13 protein-coding genes and 4 pseudogenes are annotated in these 17,765 nt (G+C 55.0%); 15 read left to right on the top strand and 2 right to left on the bottom strand.

Translation table 11 applies throughout. The features are described from left to right. Window positions 1-35: 35 nt before the first annotated feature. From thiE to MOTHE_RS10690, 7 genes and pseudogenes are all read left to right on the top strand, one after another. Complete coding sequence (thiE, locus tag MOTHE_RS10720; RefSeq protein ID WP_011393649.1) at window positions 36-668, top strand: thiamine phosphate synthase; 633 nt, start codon at window positions 36-38, stop codon at window positions 666-668. Window positions 669-722: 54 nt separating this feature from the next. Next, window positions 723-1,298 (top strand): uracil-DNA glycosylase, encoded by a 576-nt coding sequence (locus MOTHE_RS10715; RefSeq protein WP_011393648.1) that lies wholly within the window; start codon window positions 723-725, stop codon window positions 1,296-1,298. A gap of 156 nt (window positions 1,299-1,454) precedes the next feature. Continuing rightward, window positions 1,455-1,922, top strand: coding sequence for a tRNA (adenosine(37)-N6)-threonylcarbamoyltransferase complex ATPase subunit type 1 TsaE (tsaE, locus tag MOTHE_RS10710; protein ID WP_011393647.1), 468 nt, complete (start codon window positions 1,455-1,457; stop codon window positions 1,920-1,922). Further along, on the top strand, window positions 1,903-2,589 hold the full coding sequence (gene tsaB, locus MOTHE_RS10705) for a tRNA (adenosine(37)-N6)-threonylcarbamoyltransferase complex dimerization subunit type 1 TsaB (protein WP_011393646.1): 687 nt from the start codon (window positions 1,903-1,905) through the stop codon (window positions 2,587-2,589). The genes tsaE and tsaB overlap by 20 nt, the downstream gene beginning before the upstream one ends. Further along, window positions 2,586-3,092 carry a ribosomal protein S18-alanine N-acetyltransferase gene (gene rimI, locus MOTHE_RS10700; RefSeq protein WP_011393645.1) on the top strand — a complete coding sequence of 169 codons (507 nt, stop codon included), beginning with the start codon at window positions 2,586-2,588 and terminating at the stop codon, window positions 3,090-3,092. Before tsaB ends, rimI begins: the two co-directional genes overlap by 4 nt. After that, the gene (tsaD, locus tag MOTHE_RS10695; RefSeq protein WP_011393644.1) at window positions 3,037-4,065 is read left to right on the top strand and encodes a tRNA (adenosine(37)-N6)-threonylcarbamoyltransferase complex transferase subunit TsaD; all 1,029 of its coding nucleotides are present in this window, start codon (window positions 3,037-3,039) and stop codon (window positions 4,063-4,065) included. The genes rimI and tsaD overlap by 56 nt, the downstream gene beginning before the upstream one ends. Before the next feature lie 326 nt (window positions 4,066-4,391). Beyond that, window positions 4,392-5,761: pseudogene (locus MOTHE_RS10690) on the top strand (ISNCY family transposase). A gap of 310 nt (window positions 5,762-6,071) precedes the next feature. Here MOTHE_RS10690 and MOTHE_RS10685 read toward each other — a convergent pair. Further along, window positions 6,072-7,472, bottom strand: a complete 1,401-nt coding sequence (locus MOTHE_RS10685) for a glycosyltransferase family 2 protein (protein WP_080997199.1) — start codon at window positions 7,470-7,472, stop codon at window positions 6,072-6,074. 706 nt (window positions 7,473-8,178) lie between these two features. Further along, window positions 8,179-9,177, bottom strand: a complete 999-nt coding sequence (locus MOTHE_RS10680; RefSeq protein WP_011393640.1) for an Rpn family recombination-promoting nuclease/putative transposase — start codon at window positions 9,175-9,177, stop codon at window positions 8,179-8,181. Window positions 9,178-9,657: 480 nt separating this feature from the next. On the opposite strand from MOTHE_RS10680, the gene MOTHE_RS10675 reads away from it, so the two are divergent. The 8 genes and pseudogenes from MOTHE_RS10675 to MOTHE_RS10640 all read left to right on the top strand — a co-directional run bounded on the left by MOTHE_RS10675 (window position 9,658) and on the right by MOTHE_RS10640 (window position 17,409). Then, window positions 9,658-10,479, top strand: coding sequence for a GGDEF domain-containing response regulator (locus MOTHE_RS10675; protein WP_011393639.1), 822 nt, complete (start codon window positions 9,658-9,660; stop codon window positions 10,477-10,479). Between the two features lie 288 nt (window positions 10,480-10,767). Then, on the top strand, window positions 10,768-11,595 hold the full coding sequence (locus MOTHE_RS10670) for a GGDEF domain-containing protein (protein ID WP_011393638.1): 828 nt from the start codon (window positions 10,768-10,770) through the stop codon (window positions 11,593-11,595). Between the two features lie 96 nt (window positions 11,596-11,691). After that, window positions 11,692-13,782: an HD domain-containing phosphohydrolase gene (locus tag MOTHE_RS12960; protein ID WP_144420094.1), complete on the top strand. Its 2,091-nt coding sequence runs from the start codon at window positions 11,692-11,694 to the stop codon at window positions 13,780-13,782. A gap of 365 nt (window positions 13,783-14,147) precedes the next feature. Further along, window positions 14,148-14,837, top strand: coding sequence for a GGDEF domain-containing protein (locus tag MOTHE_RS10655; protein ID WP_162490094.1), 690 nt, complete (start codon window positions 14,148-14,150; stop codon window positions 14,835-14,837). A 138-nt stretch (window positions 14,838-14,975) separates the two neighbouring features. Further along, a pseudogene (locus MOTHE_RS14355) lies at window positions 14,976-15,365 on the top strand (PAS domain S-box protein); the annotation flags it as partial. Next, a pseudogene (locus MOTHE_RS14350) lies at window positions 15,363-15,920 on the top strand (GGDEF domain-containing protein); the annotation flags it as partial. The pseudogenes MOTHE_RS14355 and MOTHE_RS14350, both read left to right, overlap by 3 nt. Before the next feature lie 135 nt (window positions 15,921-16,055). Further along, window positions 16,056-16,265, top strand: a complete 210-nt coding sequence (locus MOTHE_RS10645; RefSeq protein ID WP_011393634.1) for a 2-oxoisovalerate dehydrogenase E1 subunit beta — start codon at window positions 16,056-16,058, stop codon at window positions 16,263-16,265. Between the two features lie 265 nt (window positions 16,266-16,530). Continuing rightward, window positions 16,531-17,409 (top strand): annotated as a pseudogene (locus MOTHE_RS10640) (tyrosine-type recombinase/integrase). Window positions 17,410-17,765: the final 356 nt, after the last annotated feature.

Below are 17,765 nucleotides of genomic sequence, written 5' to 3'. Positions count from 1 at the left end.
AATTGCTGGGAGCGGTTAAGGAGGAGACCAGGATGATGCCACAATGGGACCTTTATGTAGTCATCACCACCAAACTCGGTGGCGGCCGGCCGACCCTGGAGCTGGTGCGCGGGGCCCTGGCCGGCGGGGCTACAGCCATCCAACTGCGGGAAAAGGAATTGCCGGCCCGGGAACTGGTGGAACTGGGCCGGGCCATCAGGGAATTGACCAGGGATGCCGGGGCTACCTTCATTGTCAACGACCGCCTGGACATAGCCCTGGCAGTCGAGGCCGACGGATTGCATATCGGTCAGGAAGATCTGCCCGCTCCGGTGGCCCGGAAGCTACTCGGGCCGGAAAAAATTCTTGGGGTATCAGCGGGAACGACAGACGAGGCCCGGCAGGCCGAGGTCGACGGTGCCGACTACCTCGGGGTGGGCAGTATTTTTGCCACCGGCAGCAAGGGGGATGCTGGTAGCCCTATTGGCCTGGAAGGATTGCGGGCCATTCGGGCTGCAGTTAAGATCCCTATAGTCGGCATTGGCGGTATCAACCCTGATAATGCCGCCGGGGTAATAGCTGCCGGAGCCGATGGCGTATCGGTGATCTCGGCGGTTATAGGGGCCGCGGACGTAGCCGCCGCCGCCCGCCGGCTTCGTGAGGTGGTAACCAGGGCCAGGGGAAAATAAATCAGCCGGCAGGATTATGGCTGCCGGGGGCGAAGAAATTAACCGGTGATCATTATGGACCTTAAGGGTCTTAAAGCAAAAAGCCCGGCCTGCCGGGGCTGCAGCCTGCGTACCGGGACCAGGCAGGTAGTCTCTGGCAGCGGAAACCCCGGCGCCGGCTTGATGCTGGTGGGCGAAGGGCTGGGGGCCCGGGAAGACCGGGTGGGCCGGCCCTTTGCTGGCGCCGCCGGACAGCTCTTGGGACGGTTGCTGAAGGCCGCCGGTTTCCGGCGGGAAGAGGTTTATATTACCAATATCGTCAAATGCCGCCCGCCGGGAAACAGGATGCCCGAATCGGCAGAGGTTGAAGCCTGCCGGCCGCTTCTGGACGCCGCGATCGATTTCGTCAGGCCGCAGATTATCGTTTGCCTGGGAGCCCTGGCGACCCGTACTTTAGTGGCACCCGGCGCGAGCATTACCCGCCTGCGAGGCCGATGGATTGAGAAGGACGGTATTCGCTACCTGCCGACCTTTCACCCGGCGGCTCTCCTCCGGGACGGTGGTAAAATACCACTGGTGGAGGAAGACTTCAGGAAACTCAGGGCTGCCTACCAGGCCCTGCACACGAAACAACTGGCCCTGACTTTTTAGGGGAACCCTGAAGGGGCTAACGCCCCCCTGAAGCTTGTACCCCCAGCCAGCAGGAAGCCAACCAATAATCGCCCTGATTTGGCCGAAATCTATCTCCGGAGGAGGTCGGTTTACACTCCGGTGGGGAGTGTAATAATAAGGTACTGGGTGAGAGATATGGAAATATGGTTAAAGGATGCCGGAGCGACCCGGAAACTGGGAGAGGAACTGGCCGGTATCCTCAATCCCGGCGACATTCTTATTCTAAACGGGGAGCTGGGGGCCGGTAAAACCACCTTGACCCAGGGCCTGGCGCAGGGGCTGGGGGTAACCACGCCGGTTACCAGTCCTACCTTTACCTTGATTCAGGAATATCGGGGCCGTTACCCCCTTTACCATATCGACCTCTATCGCCTGGAGGACCCGGAGGCCATGCTGGACCTGGGCCTGGAAGAGTATTTTGGCGGTGAGGGTATAACCGTGGTCGAGTGGGGAGGACGCCTGGACCCTTATTTGCCGCCGGCCTTCCTGGAAATTAAACTGGAGTATGCGCCGGAGGGGCGCCGGGCCATTATCAAGGCGCGGGGACCGGCCTATGAAAGAGTGCTGGAGGAGTTGAAAAAGATTGTTGGTCCTGGGGGTTGATAGTGCCACCCAGGTTGCCGCGGCAGCCATTGTCGACGATAAGCAACTGGTGGCTGAACTTTTTTTTAATACCCGCAAGAATCACTCCCAGCGTTTGTTACCCATGATCGCTGCCCTGCTGGCGGAAACCGGGGTCGAACTGGCGGACCTGGATGGCCTGGCCGTAAGCCTGGGACCCGGGTCCTTCACCGGCCTCCGCATCGGCCTGGCAACGGTTAAAGGCCTGGCCCAAGCGGCCGGTAAACCCCTGGTTGGTATACCGACCCTGGATGCCCTGGCCTGGAACGCCTGGGGAGTGCCGGGGTTGATTTGTCCCGTAATCCAGGCCCGGCGCCTGGAAGTATATACCGCCCTTTTTCGCTGGCAGGAGGGAGAGTTATGCCGTTTAACCCCGTACCAGGCAGTAGACCCGGACTCGCTGGTATCATTGCTAAAGTCCTGCACTACACCGGTTTACTTCTTAGGCGATGGAGTAGCCCCCTACTGGGAGGTATGGCAGCAACTGGGATCCCGGGCTCACTTTCTCCCGCCGCCAAACAATTTATCCAGAGCGGCACCGGTCGCCATCCTGGGAGGGGAACGCCTCCGGACCGGCCGGCCCGACGATCTTTCCCGATTAAAGCCACTCTACCTCCGGCCGGCACCGGCGGAGAGGCAGGCCCGTTGACCGTCCAGATTTTGCCCATGATCAACGAGTATCTAAACGGGGTGCTGGCCATCGAGCGGGTTTCCTTTCCCACACCCTGGACGCGCCACTCCTTCCAGAATGAGATTTATAATAACGATTTTGCCTATTATTATGTGGCCCTGGACGGCCAGAAGGTCATCGGTTATGCCGGCATGTGGATCATCCTGGATGAGGCCCACATCACCAATGTAGCCGTCCACCCGGACTACCGCGGCCGGCGCCTGGGCGAAGTGCTGCTGCGGGTCCTGATGCAGGAAGCCGTCTACCTGGGTGCCGACCGGATGACCCTGGAGGTACGGGTCTCCAATCACTCCGCCCAGCGGTTGTATGAACGCCTGGGTTTTGTCAGGGCCGGGGTCCGCAGGGGCTACTATAACGACAACCGCGAAGACGCCATTATCATGTGGAAACACCTTTTTGAGGAGAATGGTAAAGGAATTGGCGACAGAAACGAATATCCTGGCCATCGAGAGTTCCTGTGATGAGACGGCGGCGGCCATTGTCAGCGACGGCACCAGGGTTCGGGCCAACATCATCGCCTCCCAGATCGCCGTTCACCGCCGCTTTGGCGGCGTGGTGCCGGAAATAGCTTCCCGCCACCATATGGAGAATATAGTACCGGTGGTATCGGAGGCCCTGGCTACAGCCGGCCTGGCCTTTAGCGATGTGGACGCCGTGGCGGTGACCTATGGTCCCGGACTGGTAGGGGCCCTGCTGGTGGGTGTCGCTTACGCCAAGAGCCTGGCCTACGCCCTGGGTAAGCCCCTCATCGGTGTCCACCACCTCCTGGGGCATATCTATGCCGGTTTTCTGGCCTACCCTGGCCTGCCCTTGCCGGCGGTCTCCCTGGTGGTCTCGGGCGGGCATACCAACCTGGTCTACCTGGAGGATCACACCACCCGTCGTATCCTGGGGTCAACCCGGGATGACGCCGCCGGGGAAGCCTTCGACAAGGTGGCCAGGGTCCTGGGGTTGCCCTATCCGGGCGGGCCGGAGCTGGAAAAACTGGCCCGGGAAGGCAATCCCCGGGCCATTCCTTTCCCCCGGGCCTGGCTGGAGGAAAACAGCCTTGATTTCAGCTTTAGCGGCCTGAAATCTGCGGTCATCAACTACCTGCACCACGCCCGCCAGGTGGGCCAGGAGGTTAACCGGGCCGACGTGGCTGCCAGTTTCCAGGCGGCGGTGGCCGAGGTCCTGGTGACCAAGACCCTGCTGGCGGCTACCAGCTACCGGGCCAGGTCTATCCTTCTCGCCGGTGGGGTGGCGGCCAATTCGGTCCTGCGCCGGGAACTTCGTTCAGCCGGGGAGCAGGCGGGCCTCCCGGTCTTTTTTCCACCGCGGGAACTCTGCACCGACAACGCGGCCATGATCGGCTGTGCCGCTTATTACCAGTACCTGCGCCGGGATTTTGCCCCTTTAAGCCTCAACGCTATCCCCGATTTACCCCTTAATTGAGAATCTCGCCATTTCGGGGGCAAAAACCCAGCAAAATCAAGGCCGGACGGGATTTGACATAATAAGGAAGTCAAAAATAGTCCAGGTTAAAACCTAGTAATTTCAAGGCTTCAAAAACAGTCCGTTAGCAAACGGTTAGCAAAGCGAGCATGGGGCGGTCGTATGGACAAAGCGACGATTTGACCGCCGGGCGGCGGCTCCGGGGTAGGAGCGCCGGCCGGCTTTTTTATTTTTTGGAGGTCAATTTCGCGAGGCTAAAATACGGAAGGAGGAACTCCTATGAATAACATTCGCCACACCACCTCCTTTTCCTGCCGGGTGATCTCATGTTAAGGCTAAAAGATCCGCAACTCACCCTGTGGGATGTCCTGTTGCCATCTGACCTGGTCCAGCTCAATCCAGAACTGGCCAGGGTGGATGAACTCCTGGATGACGATAGGTTTATGGCTCCATTCATCAGCCGGTTTGAGGCGCGCCTGGGCAGGCCAACTATCCCCATGGAAACCTACCTGCGCCTGATGTATCTGAAGTACCGTTATGGCCTGGGTTATGAAGTTTTAGTCCAGGAAGTAAATGACAGTATTAAGTGGCGGCGCTTCTGCCGTATTCCCTTAACCCAAAAGGTACCCCATGCTACTACTTTGATTAAACTCACTAAACGCTGTGGTCCCGGGATTGTAAAAGAACTCAATGCCGCCCTGGTTCAGAAAGCCAGGGAGGAAAAGATTATCCGGGGAAAGAAGCTGCAGGTAGATACCACGGTAGTGGAAGCCAATATTCACCATCCCACGGATGCCGGCCTGCTGGCTGATGGAGTACGGGTTATCACCCGTACCGTAAAAAAGATCCAGGAGGCAGGTATAGCTGTAGCAGGGGCCTTTCATAACCGGCAACGTTCCATTAAAAAACGCATTTATGCCATCAATAAAGTGTTAAAACGCCGCAGTAACGAAGCCTATCAAGAAGTCCGGGAAATTACCGGCACAATCCTTAAAACCACGCGGAGGTTATTACCGAAGCTGCCAGTATTGTCAGGGAGGCCAAGGATACCCTCCAGCAGCAAGGGGATCAAATTAAAGGGAAAATCCATGCCCTGGTCCAGACGTTAGCAGAAACTATCAGCCGCACGGAAAAGATTGTAACCCAAACGGCAGCCGTCCAGGAGGGGAATTTGCATCTTCCCGACCGAGTGGTGAGTATCTTTGATACCGAAGCCCGGCCTATTAAAAAGGGTAAGGCCAATGCCCCGGTAGAGTTCGGCTATAAGGTGTTGCTCCAGGAAGTGGAACACAAGATCATCATCGGCTATAAGGTGTTGCAGGGGAACCCCGCGGATGACACCTTACTCCTTGGCGCAGTAGAGGATCATATTAAAACTTTCAACCATCCACCCCGTGCCCTCGCTGCCGATAGAGGTTTCGGCGGTTCAGGAAAAAGTGGTTGCCATCAACTTGGGGTAAAGCAGGTCAGCTTACCCCGGAAAGGTAAAATCAGTAAAGCTCGCAGAGCCTATCAATTGCAAAGCTGGTTCAAACGCCTCCAACGTTGGCGCGCTGGAGGGGAGGCTACTATTAGTCTTCTGAAGCGCAAATATGGATTACGCCGTAGCCTTTCCAGGGGATATGAGGGTACCACCACCTGGGTCGGTTATGGAATTTTGGCCTATAATTTACACCGGTTGGCAACAATGGTATAACAAGATGGGTGAAACAGTTAGAATTCTACTCGATCTACAGTCCGGAAATAACATTTCCCCTATGTGATGCAAAAAGTGGACTTTTTCAGGGGGAGCTATGTAGGTAACCTTAGTATGCAGCCTTAGAAGGCAACCTCTCAAAGTAAGAACATAACCTTTCCGGAAGGATATATGGCAGGGATTCTCAGGAGAACCGACACACCAGCCCTATGCAAAGTCTTTCGCCACTTAAAAAATGCCTGAGCGTATGCAGAAATTAGGTTAAGAGACCGGGTTTCTGTTCCTAAACCCTTTCCTTTCAGACTTCACGTTAACGCCAAACCCGACGAGTTTGAAACAGTTCTTGCACATAGCCCCAAAGTGAAACCGGAGAGCTAATCAATTGATAGATCAAAACATAAGCAAAAAAGCCCAGCCTGTTTTTCCTGACGCGGAGGTCGAGCTGGCCAAACACTCTTAGTTGGTAGGTATACATAATAAGGCTCACGCCTATATTGAGGGGCAAGACGAAGAGGGTATAAGGTCCGACGATATAATATTTACCAAAACATGCGAGTATGAGGCCAGGAATCCATACCAGCGTGTAAAAGAGGTCAATAACCGGAATTACCAAGTCTATTCCGGTCAGAAACTTTTTTAAGTAGCTCGGCTGGTACCAAGGGGGGACATTCTTCATACCTTCGACCATCCCCCTTGCCCAACGGCTCCTTTGCCGGACAAAATGCCGCACGACTTTAGGAACGGCTGTAAAGGCCACTGCCGTGGGCTCGAAATAAACTCTGTAACCGGCTTGCTGTAACTTCCAAGTGAGCACAATATCTTCTCCAATAGTGTCCGGCCACCCACTGACTTGGCGCACAGCCTCGGTTTTGTAGAGACTGAAGGCTCCTTGGGCAACCAGCGTTCCCTGGTATAGCCCCTGCGTCCGCTTAATGGAAGCAATACCCAAAAAATAATCCCATTCCTGGATCCTTGTTAAAAAGTTGTCCCTGCTATTGCGAACGAGAACGTGGCCGGCCACTGCCCCTACATCCAGGGGCGAACTCAGCAACCTGGCTACTATGTGTTTAACCGCGAAACGGTGAAGCAGGGTGTCCGCGTCCAGAGTTATAAAATACGGCGTTACTATTTTGGCTAGCCCGGCATTCAATGCAAAATTCTTGCCCGGGCTTTCTTCCCGGAGGCACAAAAGGTTTAACTTGAGTTCCCGTGCTTTTGCCAGCGCAACATCGGCTGTCCCGTCTGTAGAACCGTTGTCGACCAAAACTACTGAAATTGGCCCCCTGTAATTCTGATTAGCAATATATTGGAGGGTCATCCCAATGTTCGATGCTTCGTTACGAGCAGCGATTAATATCGTTATTGGTAAATCAGGGTCGGACACTTTGAAAGGAGGCTGACGGTCAACCAGTAAACTGACGGCCAGAAAAGCAACCAGGTAACCTGGGACGTAAGCGATAAAAGTGATTACCAGAATCGCAGACACAAAACCTATTACTTCGCTCAAATCACGTAACCAGGGCAGGGACAAAATTACAGATAGGCTAACCCATACAAGAGCACCAGTTTGACTTATCCAGAACTTTTGAGCGACCGATATGTACCTCCGGGTTGATGGAGCAGGGCGAACACCAAAAGTTTTACCTTTTACCGGTGCTGGAGAAGGATTTTGAGTTAAATGAGTGTAAAGCACCACTGAATTTGTGGTCACTGCAGAACTACTCCCTCACGATAACTCCATCAGATAGCCGAAGTAGGATTATTTTATTCTTCTGGTGAGGTACCTGTAATTCCTATAAACTTGTAGACATGGCCCCTCCATTTCCTGAAGCTACTTCATTCTACAAATTCCTTCCATTTTCCTGCTTTTGGAGCTAAATTTTGACATGGTTACCTTAAAGGCAACCCCTCAAGGCAATGTGCCTTGCCTTGATGCATGCCCCCTTCATGCGCCGGAGATGCCTCTGATAACGTTGGGCTAAGACGGGGAAAAACGCTCAAGACAACGCGGAAGGTCCGGCAGGAACTTCTTTCCACTGCAGGGCGACGGCGGCAAAATGCCTTGTCCTATAATACTTGATAAATATTTCACATTCTTACCTTTAACAGCGGTGGAATAAAAATTTAAAGAAAAATGGGTTAAACGCATATTTTCTTAAGGCAGCCTCTGTCGTTTGGTGCAAGTGCCGATTTTTGCCGAAGGTATAAAAATATTTCCCCGGGCATAGATGACCCTTCAAAAAGCCAGCAAGCGGCTTTAAAAAGGGTTATACAGGGTTGATATTTCCTGGAATACTCCTGGGAAAACGAGGGCAAAATTGCCGGCAAGGGGCGGCACGGCTCCGGCAAGTTATAATAACAAGGCCCGCCCCGGTGGATAAGGCGGGCCTTTTCCTGAATTTACGGCCAGCAAAAAATCACTGTTCCAGCTGTTTCTTTAACACGGCGATCTCGTCCGGAGTAAGCCCCGTAGCTTTAACAATGGTCTCTATATCGACGTTGAGCAGTAGCAGGTTCCGGGCTACTTCTCGTTTGCCCTCCAATTTCCCTTCCAATTTCCCCTTCTGTTCGCCTTCTTTTAAGCCTTTTAACAAAGCCTGCTGTTGCATCTCTTCCAGGGTTAATTCCAGATTGTAAATCATCCGTTCCACCTCCCAGGGATTGCTTGCGTCCAGGATGCGGTCAACCTTTTCCTTAAAACCTTCAGGCATTCTGGGCTTGACGACGTTCTTCAGCCAGCTGGTGATATGGCGGAACTCGTCAGGCGTGAGCCGCCTTAAGACCCCCGCCAGTTTCTGCAGCCGTCCAACCAGCTCTTCCGGCCGCATCTTTTGGTCCAGGAGAAAGACACCGGCGATCAGGTTTGCCGCTCTGATCAGCTCTTCTTCGCTGTAACGGTTGACATCAAACAGCAGGTAATGAAAGTCCAGGAGATGCCCGCTGAAATCCTGGTAACTGTCCAGCATTTCTTTGAAGGAGAGCGCCGCCGTCCAGGATCCGGCCCCGTTGTAGAGCACCGCCGGGATGATGGGCGGCAGGCGGAAATGCTTGCTCTCCCGCTCGTGCTGCGGGGTGTTGGTGTAGATTTCCCGCCAGATCTCGACCATATAGAGCAGCAGCCGGAAGGGTATCAGGTAGTCTACCGTTGACTGCAGTTCCAGCAGGACGTAAAAGATGACGTTTCTATCTTTCGTCTTAAGCCGGTAAACGATATCGGCTTCTTTCTCGCTGAAATCCTGGAGGACGTAGGATTTGTTCACCAGGATGAGATCTTTTTCGTCGATAGCCTCTACCCAGGTTTCCCGGACGAAGGTTTTCAGCAATTCCAGGAAAACTCTCTTGTCGGAAAGAAGCTGCCTGTAACCCTTGTCGTGGGGGTGGTGGGGAGGCCGGAGCTGCCCTGCGTTTTCCGGCAAGGGATCACCTTCTTCTGAATTTTATTATAGCATATTTTTGGAACAAGGGGATACTTTTCGGAAAGCCGCCTTCAACCCTTTCCAGGGCCGGAAGGAACTTTTTTAACCTGTAGTAATAACGGCCACAAAAGCCCGGTTACTGTCCTCTTGACAGTTCCCGGCAAAATAGAGGATTAGTCCGTGGCCTATTACCTGGAATACCGGGTAAGGAAAAGCATACTTCTCCTGGCAGTTAAACGTAGATGGTAAGAACTTTTTTGTGAAGATAGGATAACCTTGGAGGAAACTGGCAGTTTGTGTCGAATTTCTAACTTTGATTAGAATAGTGGGAACGGAAGCATAGCAAGTATGATAGCTTTTAGAGTCGGAAGCCGGGGCAAATATTTCGGTCCGGCCTTTGTCCTTGGTTAAACAAAGGGAGAAAACTCTTTGATAAATTCGGAATAGATTCCGGAACCGAAAACAGTCTCAAAGGGAGAGGTGAAAACCTTGCTAGCCTTGCCGGAAAAGAGCGTCCTGCTGGTGGAAGACTCGACCCTCACCAGGTTTTCCTCCAGGAGAACACTGGAGGAGAAGGGCTACCTGGTGGACGAAGCCGCCAGCGGCCAGGAGGCGCTGGTTAAGGCCAGGGGAAAAGGAGAACCGTACGACTTGGTGATCCTCGACATCCACCTCCCGGGAATGGACGGCCTGGGAGTGCTAGAGAAACTTAAACGCCTGCCGGAGTATCGCTACGTCCCGGTCATGGTGGTAACGGTCGAGAGCAACGCCGCCGTGGTCAAGAAGGCGATAGATCTGGGGGCGGTGGAATACCTCTGCAAGCCCTACTCGGTAGAGGAGCTGGTGCGCCGCGTAGAGAAACTGATAGGTCCTGGCGCCAGAGGAGAGGTTGCCCCCGCGGAGCTGCTGCACAAAGTACTCAGGAATGAGATCAACCGGGCGAACAGGGGCGGGCTAAAGGTAGCCCTTGTTCTGGCCCGGTATGAAAGGTTGGGCAAGGGAAAGATTGGTGAATGCGCCAGGCAGGCGCGACGGCGCCTGCGCGAGATAGACACCGTCATAGAGCTCAGTAAGAGCACGCTGGCGTTGATTCTCCCTCATACGGGGAAAGAAGGCGCGCAGGTGGTGACAACGAAACTGGAAAGCTTCCTGCCCGGTACGTGGAGCTACGGGATTGCGGTATATCCCGACAACGGGAAGGACGGGGAAGAGCTTTTCGCCTACGCCGAAGTTGCCCTTAAAGAGAGCTGGGAGAAAAAAGAGCCGGGTGCGCCAGCACAGCAGCAGACCTCTGACACTTAGCACCCCAGGACTTATTTCGCAGTCCAGGCTCTCAGCCCCCGGTCAACGGCGCAGTGTTACAATTAAAGAGAGTTATGGAGATAGATACTTAAAAGCTGTATTGGGTCAGGCCATCATAGAATCACAAAATTATACGCATTTAACTGCAAGGCTTAACCCTCCACCAAATGCCCGAAGCGTGGGTTGCATGGAAAAATATGTACTGAAACGGCAATGGGGGAGTTTAAAAAGCCTTAACCGTCTTTAAAGCGACTGTATAGCGATAAAATTTTCTGCTGGGGAAAGGGAATGAGCGTCGAAAGGGTCTATCTCATCGACTGGCTGCGAGTGGCCTGCAAAGGGAGTAAGTTTTTTATTTACCTCCTAGTACTCACCTGGCTGGTATATTTTATCCTTACCTCTCAACTGAGAGCTAGAACGAGAACGGCCGCGATACTGCTTTTTATCGGCCTGCCCTTGGTGCTGGCCGGCATTTCCCTGGACCTTCTGGGAGAGTTTTTTCACCTCTCTACATTGCTCAAAAGAATCGTGGGCGAACTTATTCTTTCCAACACCGGTACCTTTTTAGTCCTATATTCGATGATGTTGATGATCATGGAACTGGTCCAGGCTTCATGCCGTTACCAGCGCGAGGCCGAAAGCGACCCCCTTACCGGCCTATACAATCGGCGGACCTTTTTTGCCTCGGCGGAGAGCGTGCTAAAGGAGGCCCGGGAAGGGAAGCGCAGCCCGATGTTGGCTATTTTAGACCTGGATAACATGAAAAAAATCAACGACACCTGGGGACATCAGTATGGGGATGAAGCCCTGAAACGGGTAGCTCAGGCCATCCAAAAAAGCGTTCAGGAAGGGGATGTAACGGCCCGCTATGGGGGCGACGAATTTGTCATCCTCTTCCCAGGCAAAGGGCCGCGCCTGGAAACACTCCGGGCCCGACTTAAGAAGCATCTGCAGGCGCTACGGTTGTCCGGTGCGGAGATACCCTTGAGCCTGTCGGTGGGGCTGGCGCGGTTCCCGGCAGACGGGAAAGACGTAGATACGCTGCTCGCAGTGGCCGACGCCAGGATGTATGCGGACAAGGAGGGAAAGAAAGGCCGCCGAAGGGCCGGCATTTAGCAGTCCTGCGTGATTGCCGGTCCGGCAAGCAGGCCTTTTCTGGCAACCACTCCCAGCAGGAGGTATGTGGGTCCTTTCATGGAAAGAGGAAAATTAATGCAGTACTACGAAGAACTGAAACACATCGGCTTACAAAGACTGCAAGAGAGCATGAGCCAGGCCCTGGGGCTGGCAGCTTCGGTCACCTACCCGGACGGACAACTCCTCACCAAAACCTCCAACCTATGCTCTTTCTGCGCCCTCCTTAATGCTAATTCAGAAGGAAGAGCCAAGTGTGGGGCTTCACGTGTAATCTTTGCCAGGGCTGCCGTGGACGCAGGGAGAGCGATTCTCGACACCTGCCATGCCGGGCTGGTACATGTGGCAGTACCCCTCCGGGTAGCAGGAAAAACAGTAGCGGTACTGGTGGGCGGCAGCGTAGCACTTAAGCCGCTCACAGAAGAGGAAGTAGCCGAACTTGCCCGGGAGACAGGCATAGACCAGGAAGAGCTCTGGGTAGCGGCCCAAGGGGTACCTTTGTGGTCTGAAGAACGGCTGCGGACAGCGGCGGAGATGATAAGGGCAGTAACGGAAACTTTGGCCCAGCTGCTATACACCAAGCAGGAACAGCAGAAAAAGGCAGACGAACTCAGCGCTCTCTTTGAATTCAGCAAAACAGTTTCAGGTAGCCTGCAGGTGGCCGAAGCTGCCCGGCAGGGACTTCAGGCGGTGCTGGAATTGACTGGTGCCACCAGCGGGTCGGTGATAATGCTGGGCGAAGCGGAACCAGGGGCGGCGACTCTTGAGGTGGCGGCTACCCTGGAGCCGGACAACGAATTAAGGGTTATACCTGCAGGGGAAATAATAGCCGCGGTTGAGCGGGAAGCTGTCGCCGCGCACTTTGAGAGCCGTCCCGGAGAAAGCACGCCCGAAGAAAAGCGGCCGGCAGTTGCAGTACCTCTTACAGCTGGGGGCAAGGTGACGGGGGTACTCACCTTAGCAGGCAAGTCAGGGGGGCAACGCTTCACCGGAGAGGAAGCCATCTTTTTGACCACCCTGGGCACCATTCTGGGGCTGGCGCTGGAAAATGCCCGGCTTTTCCGGAAGGTGCGGGAAAGGGCAGCGATGCTTGAACGGCTAATCGAAGTAGGGCAGGTGTTATCGAGCCACCTTGATGTGGATCTAGTGCTTGAATCGGCCCTGGCAAGTGTAAGGGACGTGCTGGATGCACGGTGGTGTGCGCTGCGGGTGCTTGACGAAAATACCGGCGAACTGGTGCTGAGGGCTAGCCTGGGTATGAACCAGAAGTTGCAGGCGAGGGTAGCCCGCGTTCGGCCGGAGGATAACTTGCTGGGTGAAGTGTTGCAAAAAGGGGAACCTGTAGTGTTGGAGGACCTGGCTACAGACAAATCCGGAAGGCATCTACCTTACTGTGCCCTGGAGATGCGGGCCCTGGTTGTGGTGCCTGTGAAAGCAGGCGGAAAGATCCTGGGCACACTGAAGCTTTATTCTCCTGTACCGCGTCGCTGGTCGGAAGAGGAAGTTGAGTACCTGGGTACCGTGGCAGCTCAAATCGGGCTGGCGCTGGAAAACACCCGCCTTTATTCATCCCTGCGGGAGTACTACTTGAGTACCGTACAGTCGCTGGCAGCGGCATTGGAGGCCAAGGACGTATACACGAGGGGGCATTCCATCCGGGTAGCCAAATGGGCACGCTCCTGCGCCCGTATGCTGGGACTTGGTGCTGAAGTGGAGGAACAGGTTTATCTAGCCGGACTTTTACACGACCTGGGCAAAATTGGTGTACAAGAGGACATTCTTCTTAAACCGGGCCCCCTCACCCCGGAAGAAAGAAAAGAGATGCAGGGTCATCCCGAAGTAGGAGCCAGGATCCTGGAACCGGCCCGGTTCCCTGCGGCGGTCATTGCAGCCGTACGTCACCATCACGAAGACTATGAGGGTGGGGGTTATCCGGCTGGCCTTTCAGGAGAGGAGATCCCGCTTCTAGCGCGCATTATTCGTGTTGCTGATGCCTACGACGCCATGACCTCCGCCAGGCCATACAGAAAAGCGTTCGCCCCGGAGAAAGCGCGGAATGAATTGAAAAGGTGTGCAGGTCAGCAATTTGACCCCCAGGTGGTAAAGGCATTTTTACGGATTCCGAAAGAGGAAATGGAGAATATTTCCATGGGGGGGGGGGTACCCTAATAGCTTTGCTGGGCGAAATACTTTTTTTACTGAGGCGGCTGCACTGACCCAAATTGGGTCATATCATGGCGGGGAGAACAACGACCGTTTGGGCTAAGCAGGCGGGATGGCTTATACTGGAGAGCACACGTGCAACCGCGGCGGTAACAAACAAAAGCCTACCTCCCCAACAAGCTGAGTTCTTGGCGCGCGCTGCCAAATTGGTCAGCTCTAAAAATTGCGAGGTCATCTGAATAATGAGTGTAGAGCAGGCTAAGGCCTTGTCTGAGTTCTGTAAAACTGTGATATATTTTCTATCAGCCATAGGCATGGGGATTTGCCTTCATAAAGGGCGTAACCGGAAAGGACGCGGGCCAGAGAAATTGTTGCTGCTAGGACTATTAACTATGGGTACCGGCACTTTTCTGAGTGCGTACTGGGTCAAACTTGGTCTTCCCGAAAGCTGGGGAAGGATCCTGGGCGACCTGGTGCTGGTGAACGCCGGCACGGCAGTGACTATATTGGCCATGTACTTCCTGACCCTAAAATTCCACCTGGTAGCCCTGGCGCTCAAGAAAGAAGCAGTTACCGACCCTTTAACAGGCCTTTACAACCGCAGGACCTTTTTCCGGGAACTGGACTGCAGGTTAGAACGAGGCGGCAGTTTTGCGGTGGCCGTCCTCGACCTGGATAACATGAAACAAATAAACGACACCCTGGGCCACCAGATAGGGGATGAAGTTTTGCGAGCAGCTGCAAGAGCCCTTAAAAAGGCAACACGTGAAAAAGACATAGCTGCCCGGTACGGGGGAGACGAATTTGTAGTTCTGTTTGCCGGTAAGGGCCCGCGAGTAGAAAAGTTCAAGGCCAGGCTTAAAGAGAACCTAATGGCGGAGCTGCCTTATACTGGGGAGATTGAGGTTGGCCTTTCTACCGGGGTAGCCTACTGCCCCGAGGACGGCGAAGATGCCCGCTCTCTTCTTTCCGCTGCTGACGCACGCATGTACGCTGAGAAAGAAGCCAAGAAGAACCGCTATTATGCGTTTGGCCTGCTGGCTGAAAACAGTAAGCCATAGGAATTCGGAATAACCCGGAAGAGACCCTTTACAGTAGTGGAAGGGAGAAGGGATCTATTTTAGCAAGTCCGCTCGGTCACGCGCTACGGGTATGTTCTGAAGGGTGCCCCGGAACACGTGCTGGTGTCCACCGTAGAGATGGCCCTGAAGCTCCATGAAGCCCTCTCCCTGGCGCAAATGTACCGCAGGATAGTCGAAGACTCCTTGACGGAGGTCTATATCTTTCATCCCGATACGTTGAAGTTCCTGGCGGTCAACCGGGGGGCCAACGAGAACCTTGGCTACGCCGAAGAAGAACTTTTGGACATGAACATCCTGCAGCTAATGCCGGAATTTGACCGGGAGAGCTTCAGAGCCCTTTTGACCCCTTTACAGCAGGGCCAAAAAGAAAAGATCATCTTTGACGCCAAGCACCGCCGGAAAGACGGCTCCCTCTACCCGGTGGAAACGCACCTGCAGCTCTTCGGCCATGGGAAAGGCAGCATATGCGTGGCCTTTATATTAGATTTGACAGAACGCAAGAAAATGGAAGAAAAGCTGAGGGAGCAAGGAGAGTTCCTGCGGTCGCTCCTGGCCGCCCTGCCCGTCGGGATCTTTATCATCGACCCCGTCTCCCACCGCATCGAGAAGGTAAACCTGGAAGTGGCCGCCATGATTGGAGCCGCACCCGAAGAGATCGAAGGCAGATCCTGCTGGGAATTTTTCATACAATCCGCAGGAAGCTGTCCTATTACTGCCTCGAATGAAGAGGTTGACCGCTCCGAACGGCTTTTACGCCGGAAGGACGGGCTGGAGATCCTCGTGCTAAAGACGGTCAAGCGCGTGCGGACGGACAGCGGGGAGAAACTGGTGGAAACCTTTATAGACATCTCCGAACGCAAACACCTGGAGGAAGAGCTTTACCGCCTCTCCATCACCGACCCTCTGACCGGCGCTTACAACCGCCGCTATTTTTTAGAAATGCTGGAAAGAGAAGTTGAGCGTATACGGCGGACCGGGAATCCCTTCTCCCTGATCATGTTTGACCTGGATCACTTCAAAAGTATAAATGACCATTTTGGACATGCCGCAGGAGACCGGGTGGATTCAGGTGGCCGCGCCGGCATAATTGAAAGCCGCGCTGGTGTATGATATATTGGTCATATAAGCCTTTAAAGCATGTGGTGGAGAAATAGACTTTTCCAGGCAGAGCAACCCCCAGGTTGGGAGGGAAACGGATTGGACAAGAAGATAATCTTCTTAGTCGAGGAAGCCCCGGAAGGCGGCTATACGGCACGCGCCCTCGGCCACTCCATATTCACGGAGGGCGAGGCCCTGGACGAAATAAGGAGTAACGTCCGTGACGCGGTCCGCTGCCACTTCGGGGACAAGGACGTGCCGCGGGTGATCCGGTTGCACATCGTGAAAGACGAGGTTATGGCGGTGTGAGGCTGCCCAGGGACGTAAACAGGGTGCCGCTGCACAGCCCCCTAAAAGTCGGAACGTTAAGCGGCATCTTGGCCGATGTGGCCGATCACATGCAAATTTCCAAGGAAACTTTGGTCAGGGAACTTTTCCACAAGCGATAATAACCCCGGCACCTGGGAAAATTGCCGCGCCCCCGGGAGAGACAGACACCCCCCTCCGGGGGTTCTGCTTTTATTTGGGAGAAAAAAGGACAAGCCGCCAATTAAAACGGAAAGGAGCGACCACCATGACCGAAGCTCTCAATAGCTATTTTTTCTACCTCAAAGAGACCGACTCCTCTCACCATACCATCACCGGCTACCGCAAAGACCTCCAAGCCTTCGCCCGGTGGTACGGCGAAACGTGCGGGGAGGAACCGGAGCCGGAGAAAATAACCAGCATCGACCTCCGCGAATACCAATCCTGGATGCGGAACGTGAGAAACCTCAAACCCAACACGGTCAACCGCAGGATGAAGGCCCTAAAGTCCTGGCTCTCCTGGTGCGTTAAAGAAGGCCTGGCCCCCAGGCTGCCGGACTTCCCCAGGGGCGTGCTGGAAGCCAGAGGCGCGCCGGAGGCCCTGGACAGGGCAGAAGTGAACAGGCTTCTGCGGGAGGTGGAGAAGGAAGGGAACGCCAGGGACGCCGCCCTGGTGAGGCTCATGCTCTCCTGCGGGCTGAGGGTGTCCGAAGCCGTATCCCTGCGGGTTGAAGACGTGGACGTGGGGGAAAGGCACGGGATTATTACGGTGAGGAGCGGTAAAGGCGGCAAGTACCGGGAAGCGCCGGTGCCTCCGGCCGCCAGGAAGGCCGTCAGGGAATGGCTGGCCGCCCGGGAGAAAAAGCACCCCGGCTCGCCCTGGCTCTTCCCGGGGTCTTGCCCGGAAAAACACCTTACCGCCTGCGCCGCCTAGCGGGTGGTGAAAAAGTACGCCTGGAAAGCGAGGATACCCGATTTGCACCCCCACACGTTGAGGCACACCTGCGCCACCAACATGCTGCGGGCCGGGGCGAACCTGGTGGAAGTGGCATCTGTCCTGGGGCACGCCCGGCTGGACACCATGGCGGTCTACACGAAGCCGTCCATGGCCGACCTGGCCAGGGCCCTGGAGAGGGGGGAGGCGTAGGCGCCCCTTCCCTCGGGGTCCCAGGGTGTGCCGCCTTGGTATCTGGCCTGTTTCTGCGTGAAGGAAGAAATCGACCTTTGAGTCGAGAAGTACGGCAGAAAGGGGAAGGCATCATGGGCGACTTTTGGAAGGAAAAAGGGCAGAACGCCCACGGAATGGCGGCGGTCGGTACGGCTTCGTTTGGCGGAGGTCTCTGGAAGGTTAATACCTTAAGGCCGCCATGGCGTCAGCGGTAGGCGAGAGGCAGGTCGTGGCGTTGCTGCTCGCGGTCATATTTTTCTTGTTTCCGGCTGGGTTCCCCGCGGGCTGGGCCGTAAGGTCGAGGTGAAGTACGGGCGCGAAGACAAGGGTTTGCT

This window comes from Moorella thermoacetica (genome assembly GCF_001267405.1).
GTDB lineage: Bacteria > Bacillota > DSM-521 > Neomoorellales > Neomoorellaceae > Neomoorella > Neomoorella thermoacetica.
The sequence above is the reverse complement of the archived record's forward strand: the minus strand, read 5'-3'. Positions and strand labels throughout refer to the sequence as shown.

Excerpts from the sequence above, each read along its gene's own strand:
- thiE (WP_011393649.1), top strand. The coding sequence starts at position 36 with ATGCCACAATGGGACCTTTATGTAGTCATCACCACCAAACTCGGTGGC.
- MOTHE_RS10715 (WP_011393648.1), top strand. The coding sequence starts at position 723 with ATGGACCTTAAGGGTCTTAAAGCAAAAAGCCCGGCCTGCCGGGGCTGC.
- tsaE (WP_011393647.1), top strand. The coding sequence starts at position 1,455 with ATGGAAATATGGTTAAAGGATGCCGGAGCGACCCGGAAACTGGGAGAG.
- tsaD (WP_011393644.1), top strand. The coding sequence starts at position 3,037 with ATGGTAAAGGAATTGGCGACAGAAACGAATATCCTGGCCATCGAGAGT.
- MOTHE_RS10670 (WP_011393638.1), top strand. The coding sequence starts at position 10,768 with ATGAGCGTCGAAAGGGTCTATCTCATCGACTGGCTGCGAGTGGCCTGC.
- MOTHE_RS12960 (WP_144420094.1), top strand. The coding sequence starts at position 11,692 with ATGCAGTACTACGAAGAACTGAAACACATCGGCTTACAAAGACTGCAA.